This window comes from Natrinema longum (assembly GCF_017352095.1).
GTDB classification, from domain to species: domain Archaea; phylum Halobacteriota; class Halobacteria; order Halobacteriales; family Natrialbaceae; genus Natrinema; species Natrinema longum.
In genome coordinates this window covers 833,358-851,229 of the sequence record NZ_CP071463.1, presented here as the reverse complement: position 1 = coordinate 851,229, position 17,872 = coordinate 833,358, and the positions used below count along the sequence as shown (strand labels likewise).

Here is a 17,872-nt window from a genome sequence, read left to right as displayed (position 1 = left end):
GCCCCAGATGCTCGCGCGGAGTATCCGCAGATGCTCGCACGGAGTATCCGCGGCCCGGGCGAAGGGGAGTCCCTCGAGGAGTTCCAGGTCGCCCGGACGGCGTGGGAGCGATGGCACGAGCAGTACCCGGGGACGGTCGTTCTCACGGAGGAGGCCGGCTCCATCCGTAATTACGGGCCGGTGCTCGTCTCCTCGGAAGAACCGAGCGAACGGGGAAATACTATGAAACGGAATATATCCGAGACGATCGAGAGCGTCCCGAGACGATCAGTGTTGACGATAGGGGCTACCGTCGGCATCGGAACGGTCGCCGGCTGCCTCGGTGGAACGGACGAGAGTGATGAGAACGCGGAAGAGGAGGCCGGCGACGACGATCAGCGGGGGGATGTCGGAACTGACGTCAGTGCAGAAACGAGCGCGCTCGCGGCGGAGATGGTCGAAGCGATCGACGACGACCTCTCGGTACTCAAATGGCAGTTGCACGATATGTTCGTCCCGCAGTACACCGACAGCGCGGACATGGACGGTGACATCCCGATTCTCGGAGACGCCTACGCCGATATCGTCGACCAGGGGTTCGACCGTCGAGCGATGCCGACCCTACTCGACGACAACGAAATTCCGGATTTCATGGTCTTTCTCGAACCCGAGTGGGCCACTGCGTATCTCGACGGTGACTGGTCGAAAGAAGAGTACTACGCGGAGATCGAAGCCTCCAAACACTGATCCCGAAAGCGATCCCTGCGCCCGACGGCGAGATTCTCGGCTACTCACGTCACCGGGGTTGTCGCCAGTTCGCATCGAGACCGGCCGGAAACCTCCAGCGACAGCACCGCGGTCGCCGCGTCTTCGGCCCTCGGCGATCGGGGACTACTCGTCGTGGGCGACCGACTGGACGTGGCCGACGACGCCGCTTTTCAGTTTCACGTGCGGACCCTCGGGCTCGTCGCCGTAGATCGTCCCGACCTCACCGATGATCGGCTCCGTATCCTCGGAGTGGGGATCAGCGTCGTCCTGAACGATTTTGACGGTCATTCCCCGTCGCAGTTCTTCGGCGGACGGTCGTTCGCTGGCCATGGCTGGAGGTGGAGCGGGTCGCTGGAAAAACGTAGTGCCTGCAGCGGCGACGACAGCGAGCCCGTCCCGTTACGTTTTACCCCCGTGGGGCCGAATCGGTCTCCAATGACTGCCCAGACCGTCCAGCAGGGCGACCTCGTGACCGTCATCGGCCTCGAGGTCCACGTCCAGCTGGAGACCGACACGAAGATCTTCTGTGGCTGTTCGACCGAGCCCAGCGACGAGCCAAACGACAACGTCTGTCCCGTCTGTCTCGGCCTGCCGGGCGCGCTGCCGGTGCTCAACGAGGCCGCCGTCGAGGCCGCCGTCAAGATCGGGAAGGCGATCGACGCCGACATCCCCGAGGAGACTCGCTTCCACCGGAAGAACTACTACTACCCCGACCTGCCCAAGAACTTCCAGATCACCCAGTACGACGAGCCGATCTGCCAGGAGGGCTCACTCGAGGTCGCCGTCGAGGGCCAGCGCCGCACGATCGAAATCGAGCGCGCCCACCTGGAGGAAGATCCGGGCAGCCTCCAGCACGTCGGCGGCGGTGGCGGCATCGATTCGGCGGAGTACACCCTCGTCGACTACGATCGTGCGGGAACGCCGCTGATGGAGATCGTCACCGCGCCGGACTTCCGCAGCCCCGGCGAGGTCCGAGCGTTCCTCGCCGAACTCGAGGAAGTCCTCGAGTATCTGGGCGTCTTCGACGCCGAACGCGACGGCAGCCTGCGGATCGACGCCAACCTCTCGATCATCCCCACCGAGGAGATCGACGGCGACGATACCGACGAGATCGGGATGGACGCCCTCGAGGCCGCGAACCGTACGGAGGTCAAGAACATCTCGAGCCACAAGGGCGCACAGAAGGCCCTGGCCTACGAGGAAACCCGCCAGAAGAACGCGATTCAACGCGGGCGCGCGGTGGAACAGGAGACCCGTCACTGGGACGAGAGTCGGGGAATCACGGTCTCGATGCGCTCGAAAGAAGAGGAGAAGGACTACCGGTACTTCGAGGAGGCCGACCTGCCGCCGCTACGGGTCTCGAACTGGAAAGACGAGATCGAGATTCCGGAGCTTCCCGCCGCCCGTCGCGAGCGGTTCCAGGAGGAGTACGGTCTCAGCGAGGAGGCCGCTTCGAAGCTCACCTCGACGAAACAGGTCGCGGACTTCTACGAGGACGTCGCCGGCGAGTTCGACCCCGACCTCGCCGCCACCTGGGTCGCCGACAACCTGCTGGGCGAACTCAACTACCGCGACATCGAAATTACCGGGATCGAGGGGCGACTCGAGGAGATCAAGCGGCTCGTCGAACTCGTCGCCGACGACGAGATCACGGCCAAAAACGCCCGCGAGACGGTCCTGCGCTCGATGCTCGACGACGGCCGGACCCCCGACGAGGTCGTCGCCGAGGAGGGGTTGGGCAAGACCGGCGAGGACGAAGTCCAGCAGGCCGTCGTCGAAGCCATCGACGAGAACCCCGACGCCGTCGACGACTACGAGAGCGGCGACGACGGCGCGATCAACTTCCTCGTCGGGCAGGTCATGCAAAAGACCGGCGGCAGTGCGGACCCGGGTGACGTAAATCAACTTCTGCGGGCCGAACTCGAGGGGTAAACGGCGCTCGCTGGTTGTCTCGAGTGAGCTGAGGGACAGCCGTTCGTCGCTGGTCGAAAGCTACGGGACGTGCGTTGGCACTCGTATCGAATCTTGTAGCGGTTGCTGTCCGATCGTGGAGCGAGAAGATGGCAGGTTATAGTGCTCGGTGTCGCTGCCGAACGACGATGTGGCCAGTCGGCGAGCTCGTAGAACTTCCGGCCACGGTCCGCCGATGGCCGACCCCGTCACAGCGCGTGCCACTGGGTACTGGTTTCCTTGCTCGGCGCGATACGTCAACCCTGTACTGAGCGATGTCTACTGTACTGAGCGATTTCCACGGGTGAACGAGTTGCTCGTCCACCGTCAGCCCATCACCGACAGCGGTCCCGACCGCTATCGCGTCAATTATTAGCGGGTAGCATGTCGGTAGCCGACATGGACCGTATTTCGCTTGGCAACGACGAATTCGAGGGCCGAAACAACGCGTACGTTCTCGCTGACGACACCGACGACGAACTCGCGCTCGTCGATACCGGCGTTGCTATCGATCCAGTCCGCCAGGATCTCCGCGAGGGCCTCGCCGAGCGCGGTTACGAGTTCGCCGACGTCGACGACATCGTCCTCACACACTTCCACGTCGACCACGCCGGACTCGCCGGCGAGATCCAGGCCGAAAGCGACGCGACGGTCTACGTTCACGAGGCCGACGCGCCACTGGTCGCCCAGGATCCGGACGCGGTCGCTGCCGTCGAGGATCGCCGCCGCCAACTCCTCGAGCAGTGGGGCGTTCCCGCGGCTGCACGGGAGGAACTCCTCGGTTTCTTCGAGTCGGCCGACATCGAAGGACAGCCGGCCGAACCGACGCCGATCGCGGACGGAGACGTGCTCGAGGTCGGTGGTCGATCCCTCGAGACGGTCCACGCACCGGGCCACGCGGCGGGGCTGTGCTGTTTCGAAACCGAGTCCGGCGACGAAGCGTTCGTCGGCGACGCCGTCCTGCCGGTGTACACGCCCAACGTCGGCGGTGCGGACGTGCGGGTCCAGCGCCCCCTCGAGAAGTACGTCGCCACGTTAGAACGGTTCGTCGATCGCGAGTACGATCGCGTCTGGCCCGGCCATCGCGATCCCATCGACGAACCGACCGATCGGGCCGAAACGATCCTCGAGCACCACCGGGAGCGAGCGGAAACGATCCTCGAGTTGCTCGGGGAGCACGGACCGGCCGACGCCTGGACGATCAGCGAACGGTTGTTCGGTGCCCTCGAGGGAATTCACATCATCCACGGCCCCGGAGAGGCGTTCGCTCATCTCGATCATCTCCGCCACGAAGGGATCGTCGCGTACGAAAACGGCCGATATCGGCTTCAAGACGGTTCGCTGGCAGTCACGGACCTCTTCTAGGGGGTGCTCGGCCTCGAATCGATCGACGGTACGTCAAAACTTTTCATGCGTGTATTATTCACAGGAGCCTTGCTAACTTCCCTCATCTTTATTAAGTGGGAATCGAAAGAGAGGGATGAGAATCGGTAACTCACTGACTTACAATGGCTAACGAAAATAACGATACTCTCGAAACGAGTAGATCTGGAAACGGGGTTGTGGGACGACGAGCATTTCTCGGTGCTGCGAGTGCGGGTGCGTTGACGACGACGCTCGCCGGTTGTATGGGTGGCGTCGGCGGTGGCGGTGGCGACGGAACGTTCAAAATCGGTCACCTCGGCCCGACGGAGCTCCAGATGGGGCGTGGGGCCGAACGGAGTGCGGAGCTCGCGGTCTCCGAACTGAACGACAACGGCGGTATTCTCGATCGGGACGTCGAACTCCTCTCGCGAGACACCGGCGGCGCACCGTCGGAGGGCGAACGGGTGACCGAAGATCTGGTCCAGTCCGAACAGGTCGACCTGCTCGTCGGCACCTTCGTCAGCGAGGTGACCCAGGGGATCATCGACTTCGTCGCGGAGATGGACGTGCCGTTCGTCATCACCGGCTCCGCGGACCCGGCGACGATCACGGACAATCACGGCGAGGATTACGAAACCTACAAGAACATCGTCCGAACCGGACCGATCAACTCGGATCTGCAGGCGGAGGGGATGGGGGGGTACGCGAGCTACCTCAACGAGCAACACGGCTTCGAGAATTTCTCGATCCTGGCCGACGACGCCGCCTGGACCGGCTCCTTCCGGGACATTCTCCCGGACGAAATCGAGTCGAACGACGATCTTTCCGTCGTTCACCAGGACAGAATGTCGGTCGAGACGTCCAACTTCAACCCGTTCCTCGACGCCGCCGACGAAGCGGACGCCGACGTCGTCATGCGGTTTATCGCACACGGGGGCGCGGCGGCCTTTACCAGCACCTGGGCGCAGAACGAGTATCCGTTCGCGCTCGAGGGGATCAGTGTGCCGGGAATGTCCCCCGAGTTCTGGGGCGCGACCGAAGGTGCCTGTCTGTACGAGACGACGTCCCAGTCCGGTGCGGGTGGCGTCGCGGAACTGACCGACCGGACGAAGCCCTTCGTCGATGCCTACGAAGAGGAATTCGGTGGCGGAGACCCACCGAGCAAACCGATGTACATGGGGTTCAACTCGTACGACGGGATCCTGTTCTACGCGCAGGCGGCCGAAGACGCCGGCACTGCCGATTACGAGAGCGATCTCGACGGCATCGTCGAGTCCATGCTCGACCTCGAGTTCACCGGCGCTGCGGGGGAAATCTCGCTCTACGGCGAGGACGCGGACTACCCGAACGATGTGAGGGAGACCAGAAACGACGACGACATCATTTCGAATTTCCCGGTGACGCAGTGGCAAGAAGACGGGGACGGTGGCGTCGTCGAGTGTGTCTACCCCGAGCCGGACGCGACTTCAGAACACGTCGTCCCCGAGTGGATCTAAGCGGGCCTCGAACGAATGATAGGACAACTACTCTCCATACTGGTGTTAGGGGCGATGATCAGTGCCGTCTACGCACTGATCGCGATCGGGTTCACCATGATCTTCGGCGTCGGCGGCGTCCTGAATCTCGCACACGGCGCACTGATCATGCTCGGTGCCTTCACGTATCTCGCGTTCACGTCGACCGCTGGCGCGCTTTCACTGCCACCGATCGTGGGGTTCCTCCTCGCGGTCGTCGTCACAGCCGCCGCATCGTACGCGCTGTACGCGGGACTGGTCAAATACATCGAAGACAACATCGTGATCACGTTCCTCGCGACGGTCGTCGTGGCGCTCCTGTTGACCGAACTGATCATCATCCAGTTCGGCAGCGCGCCGTCACAGCTCATTCCGGTGGTGTCGGGGACGATCTATCTCGAGGCCGTCGGAACACGGCTCCGGTACGTCCAGCTGTTGGCGTTTGGCGTCTCCTGGGTCGCGATCGGGGCGCTGTGGTATTACGTGACCAAAACCGACGAGGGACGGTCGATCCTCGCGACCTCGATGAGCACGCGCGGTGCGGAGCTCACGGGTGTCAATCTCCAGAAAGTCAAGTCTCGGACCTGGCTGATCGCCGGCGCGTTCGCCGGGATCGCTGGGGTGTTCATCGGAACGCTGCAGTCGACGTCGCCCGAGATGTGGCTCAGTCCGCTCGCACTCGCGTTCATCATCGTCGTAATCGGCGGCATCGGCAGCATCAAGGGGTCCGTCATCGCGGCGTACCTGATCGGCTACCTCGAGACGGCGTCGGTCGAGATCCTCGGCCCGAGCTTCCAGGGGGTCCTGTCGTTAGTCGTCCTCGTCGCGATCTTACTGATGAGACCGAACGGCCTCTTCGGGAGGGAGCTCGTCCATGAGTAGCGCGACGGATCGGTTGAGCACTGCAACCGGCCGTATCGATCAGTCGCTACAGCCGCTTGCGGACGTCTACAACCGGTTGTTCGGTGACTACTTCGGTGAAATGAACGGGCTCCAGTTCGTGTTGATCTTCGGAACGGCCGCCGCGCTGTTGACGGCACCGTTCTGGGGGAATTTCGGGCTCGTCAGAGCGATGACCGTCGCAGCGATCTGGGCGATCTTCGCGATGAGCTGGGACATCCAGAGCGGCTACACCGGCTACATCAGCTTCGGTCACTCCGTCCTCTCGGGTGCCGCGGGATACACGACCGCGATGCTCATTCACAACGTGAACCCGGAGCTGTCGATGATGATCACGATTCCGGTGTCGATCCTCGCCGCACTCGTGGTCGGGCTGCTCGTCGCCCTGCCGTCGCTTCGGCTGACGGGACCGTACTTCTCGTTGATTACGTTCGTGTCCGTGTTGATCTTCTATCGATTGATCCCCTCCTTCAGCCAATACACCGGCGGAGAAACGGGAATCCAGTCGGTGGAGGTCTTCACGTACGATCCGTTCGCCCGGTACTACTACATGATCATCCCGATGTTCCTGATCGCGATCGTGTTGACGCTGATCGCTCGCTCGAACATCGGACTGATCCTCATGTCGATCCGCGAAAACGAAGCCGCAGTCAACGCTGCCGGGATCAATGCGACGAAATTCAAGATCTTTTCGTTCGCACTGAGTTCGATCCCGATGGGGATCGGCGGCGTGTTGCTGGTTCACTTCGGCGGCGGCGTCGACCCGACGACGTTCATCGTCGTCGACCGGAGTATCGAAATGATCGCGATCGCCGTCCTCGGCGGGATGAGTTCGATCCTCGGGCCTCTCGGCGGGGCCTTCTTCCTCGTCGTACTCCGGGATTACGTCCTCACCGAGATCGCGGGCTTTCCGTCCCCGATTCGATGGACGGTCTTCTGGGGACTCGTCTTGGTCGTGCTCGTGTTCGTCCGCGACGGACTGTTCCGGAAACTCTGGCACGGCCTCGATCGATTCGGAGGTGATCGCCGATGAGCCTGCTCGAGGTCGACGGCCTCACGAAGAAGTTCGGCGGCCTGGTCGCCGTCGACGACTTCTCGTTCGAAGCCGACGAGGGCGAAATCGTCGGCCTGATCGGACCGAACGGCTCGGGGAAGTCGACAGTCTTCAACTGTATCATGGGCCGCTACGATGTCACCGAGGGCTCGATCCGATTCGACGGGAGCGACATCACCGACGATGCGACCCACGAAGTCGTCAACAAGGGGCTCTCGCGGGTCTCACAGGAGTCGAACCCGATTCAGGAGATGCCGGTTGCGGGCAACATCAAGCTGTTCACGCTCCCGAACAAGCTCACCTCGTTCTACGGCGGCGCGACCGACGAGGAGATCTACGAGTACGCCGCCCGCATCGATATCGAGGACAAACTTCACGAGATGCCGGACGAACTGCCCCACGCGGACGTCCGCCGGCTCGAGATCGCCAAATCGCTGGCGACCGAACCCGAGCTCATGCTACTCGACGAGCCCTTCGCGGGGATGAATCAGGCCGAAATCACGGAGTTGGCCGATCAGATCGAGCAGTTCCGTGACGAAGGGATGACGATGATCGTCGTCGACCACAACATGGGCGGGCTGATGGAACTCGTGGATCGAATCGTCGTCCTCAACAACGGCGACTTCCTCGCGGAGGGAACGCCCGAGGAAATCGCCGAGAACGAACACGTCCAGGAGGCATACCTCGCTGGGGAGGGACTGTAATGACCGATCCGATACTCGAGGTCGAAGACCTCAACGTCTACTACGGCAAGTCACACGCACTGAAAGGCGTCTCGCTGTCGATCGACGAGGGCGAGATCTACGGCGTCATCGGGCCCAACGGGGCCGGGAAGACGACCATGCTCAACGCCATCGCCGGCTTCGTCGACTACGAGGGGGCGATCCGCTACGACGGAACGGACCTCGCGACCGTGAACCCACAGCAGATCGTCAGGGACGGCCTGATCTACTGCACCGAGGATCGGGACCTGTTCCCGTTCTTCTCGGTCCACGAGAACCTGCTGATGGGTGCCCAGTTCCGCGACGATCGTGGCGCGGTTCAGGACGATCTCGACATGGTCTACGAGCTGTTCCCGCGGCTCGACGAACGCCGCGAACAGGAGGCCGAGACCATGAGCGGCGGCGAACAGCAGATGCTCGCCGTCGGCCGCGCGCTCATGAGCGATCCCGACGTGTTGATGCTCGACGAACCGACGCTCGGGCTCGCCCCGGTCATCATCCAGGACATCAGCGACGCGCTCGAGCGACTCTCGGATCAGGGGCTGACGATCCTGCTCGCCGAACAGAACTCGACGTTCGCGTTGCGCCACGCCGAACGGCTCTCGCTGATCGAAACCGGCGAGATCGAACTGGCGGGCACGTCCGAGGAGTTCCACGGCAACGAGTACGTTCGCGAAGCGTACGTCGGGGTCCACTGAGGTACCCCGCCGCTCGAGCTTTTTTCGATGGGGTGCGCCCCACTCCTCATACGGTCTCCTGTCCGTCAGTGCCGGTGAGACCGCGACCGCCCTGCGGTCCCACCGGGACATCGGGACAGTAACCCGTCTCAGTCGCTCGACTCGAGACCGCCCTGGAACGCCGCGACCGCGTCCCGGAACTCGTCCGGGATGGCGATCGGCTCCTCGGTCTCGAGGTCGACGGCGACGTGGGTGACCGAGCCCTCGACGAGGGGTTCGCCGTCGGATTTCCGTCGCGCGCGGTAGTCGGAGGTAAAACTCGACGTTCCCATCTCGGTGACCGCCAGTTCGTTGACGATGGTGTCACCGAACTCCGCACCGGCACGGTAGTTCAGTTCGGCGTTGACCACGTGTGTCTGCCAGCCGCGCTCGTGCATCCGTCCGTAACTGTAGTCGACTTCCCGGAAGAACGCGGAGATCGCCTCGTCCTGAAAGGTGAAGTACTCGCCGTAGAAGACGATCCCCTGCTGGTCGGTCTCGGCAAACCGGACGCGGTTCTCGAAGACGGGCTGTAGGGTCGGGCCGTCGGGTTCGTGCTCCGGATCGGTCGTGTCTGCGTGTCCCATACCAGCAACGCCGTCGCGACGAGCAAAACCGTACCGGCCACGGCAAACGGTCGGGGCACCACCCCTCGCCTCCGAGAGAGATCGTTTTCCCACCGGCGACCCCGTGACGGTCTCCAATCGGTAGCCGAACGACTCAGTCCGCGTCGCCGATAGCGACCTGTTGGGCACGCTCGGAAATCTCTGCATCCATGTCTCGCATGAACGCGTCGACCGTATTTCCCATCAGCATGACCGGGTACTCCCCAGCCAGCATCTCGTCCAGCACCGAACCTGCGTTTTCGTCCCGATCGTGAGTCGTCACGGGAACGTCGACGTTCGCCGCGAAGACGTCCGTGAACGCCCCACCGGCCCGTGCCCGCTGGATCAGGTCCCGGTCTGCGAGCGTATTCAGGTAGTCCGCAAACGAGGCGGTTCGACTCCGCCGATCGGCCCGGAGGTAGACGAACGGGAGAACGTAGTTCTCCCCGGCGAGTGACCGACGGATCGCCTCCGTACTTTCGATGTCGTTGATCTCCGCTCCGTTGAACACTTGCCCGCCGGGGAGACGAACCCACTCGGGCTGGATCGCATCGAGATACCCGTTGAGCTGTTCCTCGGGGACCGGCTCCAGATCCAGCAGACGCAAGACGTCGTTGACCGCGTAGACCGTTTCGGCACCGATCCGCCCGCGCTGGTCGTCCGGAATCGTGACCTGTGTGAGCGTTCCGCCTGCCCGTGTGATCTCCGCGGACAGATACTCGTGCAACACGGGATGGAGTTCCCCGCTCACGACATCCGTGCCCGGAGGGATCGTCCGAGCGAACGCACGTGCGATGTCACGTCGGCTCTTCCCGAGCGTATCCTGATGATCCTGGCGGATGTTCGCGATCACGACGACGTGGGGTTTGACGAACCGCTGATTGAACAGCCGCGTCGTGTATTCGGTGATCCCCTGGTTCTCGAAGATGGCCACGTTCTCGGGCGTATACGACTCGAGAATCGGACTGAACTCCCGAAGCACGTTGATGTTTTCGTAGAGCGTGGTATACGGCCCCGGTCGATCGATCGGGATGACGTCGCCGTTTCGGATGAGCGCCGGCTGATTCCCCGTGATTTTCGTCAGCACGTCGTAGCCACGCCGATTGAACACGTCGTCGAGCCGCTTGACCGTCGATGACTTGCCACGGATGCCGGACACGACGATCCGAATATCGGTGTCCTCGATGAACGTTCGATGACGCCGTCCTCGCGTGAGAAGCGACCACAGCCGGTTTCGAAGGGTACCACGCCCAACGCTGAACGGCTCATACGAGACCGATTCGTCTTTCGCTCCGGTCAGGTAGACGGACATCGCCCCGACTGCGAGCTCGCGGAACCGCCGTGCTGCGTCGACTACGCTGTCCCGTGTCGTATAGGTGTAGCTCGGAACCGCGAGCGTCTCCTCTCCTTGCTCGAGTGCCCACTCGAAGATGCCGCTGCGTTCCTCCCCCCGGATGTGAATCCGAGAGCGTGCGTGATCGGTCGGGTCGACGGTGAACTCGAACGCGTCGAGCTGTTGGACTTCGGCGACGGCATCTCGAACCGCATCGACCGCGTTCCGTGCGTCCTGTGACGTCTCGTATGGGGCTGGGGCGACTGCGAGTGGGACATCTCCGTCGTAGAACTCCCAGATCCACCCCTCGGGCGTTGCGATGACTTCGAAGTGTCTCTGGTCGATCACGCGTCACCACCTCCCGAAAGGATCGACGCCTCGAACACGGCCTCTTGGTCCGGACGGTCGACGGTCCGCCACTCGACGAAGACCACACACGCGACGACGCCGACGAGCATCGCGACGATGGCAGGAATCTCGAACACCTGTGGAATCAACGTCGGACGAGCCAGGCCGATGAGTTGTGTCGTGGCGAGCAACAGGAGGAACGATCCGATCTGTAACGGGACGAATAGCGCCCGCTGTGCGGGCGCGGTGACGTGCCAACTGTAGGCGTTTACGCCGGCCAGGATAGCGACGAAGTAGGCTGATAGCCCGCGAGTGATCGGGAGCGAAAGTGCAAGCGGGACGACGGCGATCAGCGCCGTACCGGTCGCTACGGAGATCAGAACGCGCCCGTACAACAGTGTGACGTAGTGGACGGTTTTCAGTCCGAGATACGCGACGACCAGAACGGCGAGATACAACACGAGCAACCACGTGTTGGCGAGTGCATACAGCGAGAGTAGCGCCATCGCAACGAGGCCCGTCCGGACGCCGTACCGGCTCCGAACGCGTTCCGCGAGCACAACACCGATCAGAAACACGACGATTGCGACCGGGCGTGCGAGAATCGTCGGGTCCAACTCCTCGACCACGACCGCGCCTTTCAGGACGGCCACGTCGGCCGTCGGACTGTAGAGAACTGGCGGGGTGAGGGTACCGAGCGTCTCCGCGAGCGATGGGGCGACCAGGATCCACCCGGTCGCGACGAGAACGACGAGCAAAGCCGCCGTCGTCAGTAGATCGCGGCTGCGGTACTGTGGCTTGATCTGGTGGTAATTGTACGCCGCCAGTCCCGGAAGGATGCTCCCGATGAAGACCACGCTTCGGAGCGATTCCGGGAGGAAATGCCAGACAGCGAGCAACAACACGAGGGGGACGCCACTGCCGATCGCCATCGCCACGAGGAGTTCGTCGCGGCCATAGATGAGGGTGCGGTGTTTGACGACGTAGAGACCGATATACGCGATGAGCGTACTGATGAGGAAAATCGGCAACATCAGCGCGTTTTTTAGCGTATACACGGCGAGAACCGGAATTGCGATCGTCCCACCGGTCCGGTAGCCAAACAGTTGCGTGATGAGCCCGACGGCGAAGACACCGAGTGCAGTGACGGTGACGGCAACGATCATTTCTATGTAACGTTCCGAGAGATCTATTCTAATGCCCATTATAAACGAGTTGTGAAGGCGGAAGGCGAGGGCGGAATCTCGCCGGTTGATGCCGGTCAAATCGCGCTCTACACAGGTTCGGTTGGCCAACTGCATCGTACTGAGGACGACAAATCACATTAACATTATAATAACTCCTACCAGACACTATCGGGCAAGACTGCTTCCCTGCACAGTTAGGACAGTTCCTTTATAGGTCACCGACCGACGTTCCACTATGCGATCGACTCCGCAGGTCGTCGTCGCTGGTGGCGGGTTGGCCGGACTGGTCGCCGCGCGTCACCTCGCCGCCGGCGGCACTGACGTGACGGTGTTCGAACGGGAGCAGACGGTCGGTGGCCGCGTCCGAACCCTCGAGCGCGACGGCTATCTGTTCGATCGCGGCTTCCAGGTCCTCTTTACGGCCTATCCCGCGGTCAAGCGTGAACTCGACCTCGAGGCCCTCGAGTTACGCCGGTTCGCCCCCGGTGCCACCCTCGCCGGCCCGAACGGCCGGTCGACGCTCGCGGATCCGCTTCGCGAGCCGGGGACGATTCCGTCGACGTTGTCGAGTCCGTCGGTTTCGTTCGGGGACGCGCTTCGAGTCGCCCGGTTGTGGTGGGACCTTCGGCGAACCGATCCGACGGAGATCTTCGCCGGCGACGACGAACGGATCGACGACTTCCTCCGCGAACGTGGCTTTTCGGCGGGATTCATCCGTGGCTTTATCGCTCCGTTCTACGGCGGGATCACGCTCGACCGGTCGCTGTCGACGTCCAGGCACGTCTTCGAGTACACGTTCCGGACCCTCGCGGCGGGCGGGATCGCCGTTCCGACGGCCGGGATGGAAGCGATCCCGTCCCAACTCGCCGACCGGGTTCGCGAGGCCGGCGGGGCGATCGAACCGGGAGTCGAGGTCACGTCGGTGACGCCCGACGGTGACGACGGTACCGACACCCCCGTCTCGGTCGACACCGACGACGGGACCGTCGACGCCGACGCCGTCGTCGTCGCGACCGATCCGCCGACCGCTCGCGACCTCACCGGCGTGTCGACGATTCCCGTCGATGCGCGGGGCTGCGTTACCCAGTACTACGCCCTCCCCGCGGATGCCGACCTCGAGACCGGCCGCCGGCTCCTGTTGAACGGGCGCGACCGAGGGCCAAACCACGTCGTCCCCCACAGCGTCGTCGCACCCGAGTACGCCCCCGCGGGAACGACCCTGATCAGCGCCACCTATCTGGGCGAGCGCGAGGAGAGCGACGCGGAGCTGGCCGCTCGGACCCGCCGGTCCCTCGAGTCGTGGTACCCCGATCGGCGGTTCGACGACCTCGAGGCGCTACATACCGAGCGCGTGCCGTTCGCACAGTTCGAGCAGCCGCCGGGGATCCACGACCGGCTTCCCGACCCTCGCGATCCCGCGGGCCCCGTCTATCTGGCCGGCGACTACACGCAGTGGTCGTCGATCCAGGGCGCGATGGAAAGCGGCCAGGAAGCGGCGAAGGCCGCCATCGAGGACCTGTCGCGGTAACCCGTCCCCGAAACGGCGACTCGAGCCGTCTGGTCGTCCGATCGTGACGACCCGATCGATCGCGACACTGTCTCGAGACCAGGACAGTCCCGCGAGTCACGGAGAAACACTAACCGCAACGAGAGCCATTGGTCGGGATACGGAGCGCAGCCATGGCTATGGACGAACTCCTCGAAGGGACGGCGCTTACCGGTCGACAGGCGGCGATCATCTTCTTTAGCTTTCTCTGTTTGATCTTTCTCGCTGCGATACTGCTCATCGTCTTCAGCGACTTCTTCAGAGGGCTCATCGCGATCGATGGCTCCCTGCGGCCGGTCGAACCCCGTCGGGTGGTCGCTGTCCTGTAGCGAGGACCGTCCTTCGCGAGAGCCGTCGATAGCGCCACCTCACAGCAGTCGTCGACACGCTCCCAGCGGCGGGAACCACAGGACATCGCCGCTCGAGTCGTCCCTGACTGCGGGGTGGAAGGCGTCGGCGTTGCGGACGAGCGGCGTCTGGAAGTCACTGCCGTCCATCCCGTTGACGGTCGACCCGGCGGCAAGGCGGGTAAACGCTGGCAGGACGAGTACGTCCGTTCCGTCGTCGGTCGCCGGCCCGTAGAGGAAACACGGTCGCTTGCGACCGTCGATCGAGATCGCCGGATGGTCGTGGCCGACGATGTACCGATCGGCGGCCGCGTCTGGCCGTGCGTGACCGTGACAGACCACCGTCTCGCCGTCGGCCAGCGCGTACTCGGCGGTCGTCTCGCCGTCGAATACGGCCTCGAGCATCGTGTCGTGGTTGCCGGGCGTGACGAGCAGGTCGGCACCGGCCCCGTCGACGGCGTCGACGAGTCGGCCCACGTCGTCTTTCACTCCGCGTGGAATCCGCGAAAACGAGTGTAACAGGTCGCCCGCGATCACGACGGTCGCCGGCTCGGTGTCCGCGAGGAGCCGATCCAGGCGCTCGAGGGTGTCGGTCCCGTCGTCGAGTGGTGCGTCCACCCGCGAGGCGGCCGCCTTCCCGAGGTGAGTATCGGCGAGGACGAGCGTCTCGGCGGCGGGAACGAAGACGGCGCGGTCGTAAAGGAGAAACGGAACGTCGACGTCGACAGCGGTCATCGATCGGTCTCGGCGTCGGACGACGCGTCGGGGCCGGTGCCCGATTCCGTCCCGGTCGCGGCCGTCGCCGCCCCGCCGTCGGCTCTCATCTCCTGGCCGAGCGCGTCGGCGAGGTCGTACTCCGATCCCGTCAGGATGTAGAGGACGTCCTCGAGGGGCTCGAGGACTTCGGGGAGACGACGGACGACGAGGTAGGTGATTCCCAGCAGGGCGACGATCGCCAGCGCCTGGGAGATGAAATTGTGCGCGACGATGTAGGACGTCCGATCCGCGGGGGCCCCCATGAACTCCGTGGCGATGTAGACGAGCGCGTCCTGCTGGAACCAGCCCCACGGGGATGCCAGACCGATGAAGACGTTCCGGACGAGATTGAGAAACCAGATGACGACGATGGCGGTCAGGAAGGGAACGACTTTCCGCTTGAGCGGAGCTTTGACCGCGGCGATGAGTCCCCCGAAGATCGCCATGCTGCCGATGCCGGTACAGGACATGACGATGTACGTCGTTCGGCCGGTGACGGTCTCGTCGGGATCGAACGCAAACCGGCTCTGGTAGCCGTTCGCCCCCTCGTTGATACCGGGACTGTGACCCAGCAGCTCCATCCCGAAGTGAGTCTGGGCCGCGGTCGTCTCGATCAGCCAGGTTCGGACGAACGGAATCGTCTCGGCGGGCAGGTAGATCAGTCCCATGAACGCGACCGCTTTCGACAACAGGAGCAGCGACTCGCGCCCCCGGACGAGCAGGTAGCCGGTGTAGGCACACAACGGCAGCGCCGCGAGCGTCAGCAGGGTCTCGATCGGGCTCTTGATCTCGAGGTAGTAGTGGGGCACCATCGTCAGCCAGAAGACGCCGAAGACGACCCACGCCGCTGCGGCGAGGTATCGCGCCGGATCGACGGCACCGTACCACTCGACGATCATCGCCGCGACGAACACGCCGATCGCGATCCACGCGAGCGAGTCTCCGAGCGGAATCGAACCGATAGTCATCGCGACCGTCGCTGGAAGGGCCGGCATACTCACGTCATTCCGACGGACTCTCCAGCTATCAACTTGACGCCTCGAGACGGGAGCAGTCACCGACCGAACGACCGCGTACCTTTTTGCAACGCCCTCGAAAAGGCTAGCCACATGGTCGACGTCCTCGACAACAAGCGGGCTGCGACGCGATTCCGGATCCTCGTCCAGATCGCCGAGCGCCAGCCCGCGGTCAGCCAGGGGGAGATCGCCGGGGAAGTCGGCGTGACGAGCCAGGCCGTCAGCGAATACATCCGCGAACTCGTCGACGACGGCCTCGTGGAAAAGGAAGGGCGATCGCGCTATCGCGTCACCCGAGAGGGGGTCGACTGGCTCTTCCGCGCGGCCGACGACGTCCGCCGGTTCGCCGACCACGTCACCGGAGACGTGCTGGGAGCGATGAGCGAAGATGCCTATATCGCCACCGAGGACATCGAAGAGGGTGAAACCGTCTCGCTGACAGTCAAAGACGGATTGCTCCATGCCACGCCGGGCAGCGAGGGCCCGGCAACCGGTATCGCGACCACCGACGCCGAGGCCGGTACCGACGTCGGCGTCACCAGTTTCGAGGGTGTCATGGAACTCGATCCAGGCTCCGTGACCGTCCTACAGGTTCCCTCGATCCGCACCGGCGGAAGCAGCGCGATCGATGCTGGAACCGTCACCGAGGCCTGCGACGGGGCCGACGTCGTGGTCGCCGCCGGCGTCGAGGCCGTCGTCGCCTGTCAACAGGCGGGGACCGATCCCGACGTTACCTTCGCCGTCGGCGAGGTCGCAGCCGACGCCGCGAGCCACGGCCTCGAGGTCACCGCCGTCGCCACGACCGACGCCGTCGGCCGAGTCACCGATGCACTCCGGGACGCCGACGTCTCCTACGAAGTGCTCGAGGGCTGAGACCACCCATGGCACTCCGACTGGTCGTCTCCAGAACGCCCGCACGAGCCACCGCTCGTCGTTCGACGGACAGCCGAAAACAGCTCAGTCCCTCGTGACCGACACGACCCGTCGTCGTGGCGATCTCAACCGATATACCGCAGGTCGTCGTCGGTCGGCACGTCCATCGCCTGTTGTTGTTCCATCTCCTGGATCTTGCCGATGACTTCCTCCATCTCGTCGGCCCGCTCGTCGAGGGACTCGTAGTCGAGATCGAAGCCGAGTACCGCCTCGAGCACCTCGAGAACCGACCGAGCGCTTTTCGGGTCGACGAGGTAGCCACTGGTTTCGCCCATGAGACACGCCGCCTCGAACCCGCGTCGATCGCCCAGTCCCAACAGGAGCCCGGAGACGCCGACGATACCGCCAGCGGGCTCGTCCTCGCGGAACTCGACGCCCGCCTCCTCGAGCGTCTCGAGCATCGATTCGTCGCTGACGGCCCCGACGACGGCGTACTCCTCGATGAGTTCGCCGGTCGGAACGCCGCCGAGCGCGTACACCTCGCTCACGCCGAACTCCTCGGCGATGTCGAGGAAGGCGTCGGTCAGCGTGTAGTGGCCCGCGTTGCTCTGGGCCTGATGATCGCCGGTCAGAAGCAGCAAATCCCGCCCTTCGGGCACGTCGATGGCGTACATCTCCGCACAGGTCAGTTCCGAGACGCCGTCCTCGACGCTTACCTGCGGCGGGAACTCCTGGGAGTAGAGTCGCCGGACGAGCGTGCTCTCTCCCTCGAGTTCCTCGAGCAAGTGCTCGACGGCGAGGGTACCGACGTGACCGACCCCCGGCAACCCCTCGACGAGAACGGGGTCGTCCAGTTCGACCTCGGCGACGACGTCGATCTCGAGTTCGTCCAT

The 17,872-nt window shown here is 63.8% G+C and carries 18 protein-coding genes and 1 pseudogene; 12 read left to right on the top strand and 7 right to left on the bottom strand.

The genetic code is table 11. The annotated features are described in order from the left end of the window. Nucleotides 1-30 precede the first annotated feature (30 nt). Together J0X27_RS17845 and J0X27_RS17840 are read left to right on the top strand one after the other, a co-directional pair. Nucleotides 31-117 (top strand): annotated as a pseudogene (locus tag J0X27_RS17845) (hypothetical protein); the annotation flags it as partial. A 105-nt stretch (nucleotides 118-222) separates the two neighbouring features. Next, nucleotides 223-726, top strand: coding sequence for a hypothetical protein (locus J0X27_RS17840; RefSeq protein ID WP_224214716.1), 504 nt, complete (start codon nucleotides 223-225; stop codon nucleotides 724-726). Between the two features lie 144 nt (nucleotides 727-870). Here J0X27_RS17840 and J0X27_RS04165 read toward each other — a convergent pair whose 3' ends face one another. Further along, nucleotides 871-1,077, bottom strand: coding sequence for a DUF2196 domain-containing protein (locus tag J0X27_RS04165; protein WP_207271190.1), 207 nt, complete (start codon nucleotides 1,075-1,077; stop codon nucleotides 871-873). A 105-nt stretch (nucleotides 1,078-1,182) separates the two neighbouring features. Here J0X27_RS04165 and gatB point away from each other — a divergent pair, with 105 nt between their 5' ends. The 7 genes from gatB to J0X27_RS04130 all read left to right on the top strand — a co-directional run bounded on the left by gatB (nucleotide 1,183) and on the right by J0X27_RS04130 (nucleotide 8,950). Continuing rightward, the gene (gatB, locus tag J0X27_RS04160) at nucleotides 1,183-2,679 is read left to right on the top strand and encodes an Asp-tRNA(Asn)/Glu-tRNA(Gln) amidotransferase subunit GatB (protein WP_207271189.1); all 1,497 of its coding nucleotides are present in this window, start codon (nucleotides 1,183-1,185) and stop codon (nucleotides 2,677-2,679) included. Nucleotides 2,680-3,096: 417 nt separating this feature from the next. Then, nucleotides 3,097-4,062 (top strand): MBL fold metallo-hydrolase, encoded by a 966-nt coding sequence (locus J0X27_RS04155; RefSeq protein ID WP_207271188.1) that lies wholly within the window; start codon nucleotides 3,097-3,099, stop codon nucleotides 4,060-4,062. 197 nt (nucleotides 4,063-4,259) lie between these two features. Further along, on the top strand, nucleotides 4,260-5,558 hold the full coding sequence (locus J0X27_RS04150; RefSeq protein WP_224214666.1) for an ABC transporter substrate-binding protein: 1,299 nt from the start codon (nucleotides 4,260-4,262) through the stop codon (nucleotides 5,556-5,558). A 15-nt stretch (nucleotides 5,559-5,573) separates the two neighbouring features. After that, nucleotides 5,574-6,458 (top strand): branched-chain amino acid ABC transporter permease, encoded by an 885-nt coding sequence (locus tag J0X27_RS04145; protein WP_345778249.1) that lies wholly within the window; start codon nucleotides 5,574-5,576, stop codon nucleotides 6,456-6,458. Beyond that, nucleotides 6,451-7,509, top strand: coding sequence for a branched-chain amino acid ABC transporter permease (locus tag J0X27_RS04140; RefSeq protein WP_207271185.1), 1,059 nt, complete (start codon nucleotides 6,451-6,453; stop codon nucleotides 7,507-7,509). Before J0X27_RS04145 ends, J0X27_RS04140 begins: the two co-directional genes overlap by 8 nt. Then, nucleotides 7,506-8,234, top strand: coding sequence for an ABC transporter ATP-binding protein (locus J0X27_RS04135; protein ID WP_207271184.1), 729 nt, complete (start codon nucleotides 7,506-7,508; stop codon nucleotides 8,232-8,234). Before J0X27_RS04140 ends, J0X27_RS04135 begins: the two co-directional genes overlap by 4 nt. Next, the gene (locus tag J0X27_RS04130; protein ID WP_207271183.1) at nucleotides 8,234-8,950 is read left to right on the top strand and encodes an ABC transporter ATP-binding protein; all 717 of its coding nucleotides are present in this window, start codon (nucleotides 8,234-8,236) and stop codon (nucleotides 8,948-8,950) included. Before J0X27_RS04135 ends, J0X27_RS04130 begins: the two co-directional genes overlap by 1 nt. A 128-nt stretch (nucleotides 8,951-9,078) precedes the next feature. On the opposite strand, the gene J0X27_RS04125 is transcribed toward J0X27_RS04130, so the two are convergent. The 3 genes from J0X27_RS04125 to J0X27_RS04115 form a co-directional block, all read right to left on the bottom strand. Next, entirely contained in the window at nucleotides 9,079-9,555 is a 477-nt protein-coding gene (locus J0X27_RS04125) for an acyl-CoA thioesterase (protein WP_207271182.1), read from the bottom strand. 133 nt (nucleotides 9,556-9,688) lie between these two features. Next, entirely contained in the window at nucleotides 9,689-11,254 is a 1,566-nt protein-coding gene (locus J0X27_RS04120) for a hypothetical protein (RefSeq protein WP_207271181.1), read from the bottom strand. Then, complete coding sequence (locus tag J0X27_RS04115) at nucleotides 11,251-12,420, bottom strand: poly-gamma-glutamate biosynthesis protein PgsC/CapC (protein WP_207271180.1); 1,170 nt, start codon at nucleotides 12,418-12,420, stop codon at nucleotides 11,251-11,253. The genes J0X27_RS04120 and J0X27_RS04115 overlap by 4 nt, the downstream gene beginning before the upstream one ends. Before the next feature lie 256 nt (nucleotides 12,421-12,676). Here J0X27_RS04115 and J0X27_RS04110 point away from each other — a divergent pair, with 256 nt between their 5' ends. Next, nucleotides 12,677-13,969, top strand: a complete 1,293-nt coding sequence (locus J0X27_RS04110; RefSeq protein ID WP_207271179.1) for an NAD(P)/FAD-dependent oxidoreductase — start codon at nucleotides 12,677-12,679, stop codon at nucleotides 13,967-13,969. A 152-nt stretch (nucleotides 13,970-14,121) separates the two neighbouring features. Further along, complete coding sequence (locus J0X27_RS04105; protein ID WP_207271178.1) at nucleotides 14,122-14,316, top strand: hypothetical protein; 195 nt, start codon at nucleotides 14,122-14,124, stop codon at nucleotides 14,314-14,316. 39 nt (nucleotides 14,317-14,355) lie between these two features. Here J0X27_RS04105 and J0X27_RS04100 read toward each other — a convergent pair whose 3' ends face one another. Together J0X27_RS04100 and artA are read right to left on the bottom strand one after the other, a co-directional pair. After that, entirely contained in the window at nucleotides 14,356-15,069 is a 714-nt protein-coding gene (locus tag J0X27_RS04100) for a metallophosphoesterase (RefSeq protein WP_207271177.1), read from the bottom strand. Then, on the bottom strand, nucleotides 15,066-16,085 hold the full coding sequence (gene artA / locus J0X27_RS04095) for an archaeosortase A (protein WP_207271176.1): 1,020 nt from the start codon (nucleotides 16,083-16,085) through the stop codon (nucleotides 15,066-15,068). Before artA ends, J0X27_RS04100 begins: the two co-directional genes overlap by 4 nt. A 114-nt stretch (nucleotides 16,086-16,199) precedes the next feature. On the opposite strand from artA, the gene J0X27_RS04090 reads away from it, so the two are divergent. After that, complete coding sequence (locus J0X27_RS04090) at nucleotides 16,200-16,979, top strand: DUF7839 domain-containing protein (protein ID WP_207271175.1); 780 nt, start codon at nucleotides 16,200-16,202, stop codon at nucleotides 16,977-16,979. A gap of 125 nt (nucleotides 16,980-17,104) precedes the next feature. Here the strand turns inward: J0X27_RS04090 and J0X27_RS04085 are convergent, their stop codons facing one another. Then, complete coding sequence (locus J0X27_RS04085) at nucleotides 17,105-17,872, bottom strand: proteasome assembly chaperone family protein (RefSeq protein ID WP_207271174.1); 768 nt, start codon at nucleotides 17,870-17,872, stop codon at nucleotides 17,105-17,107.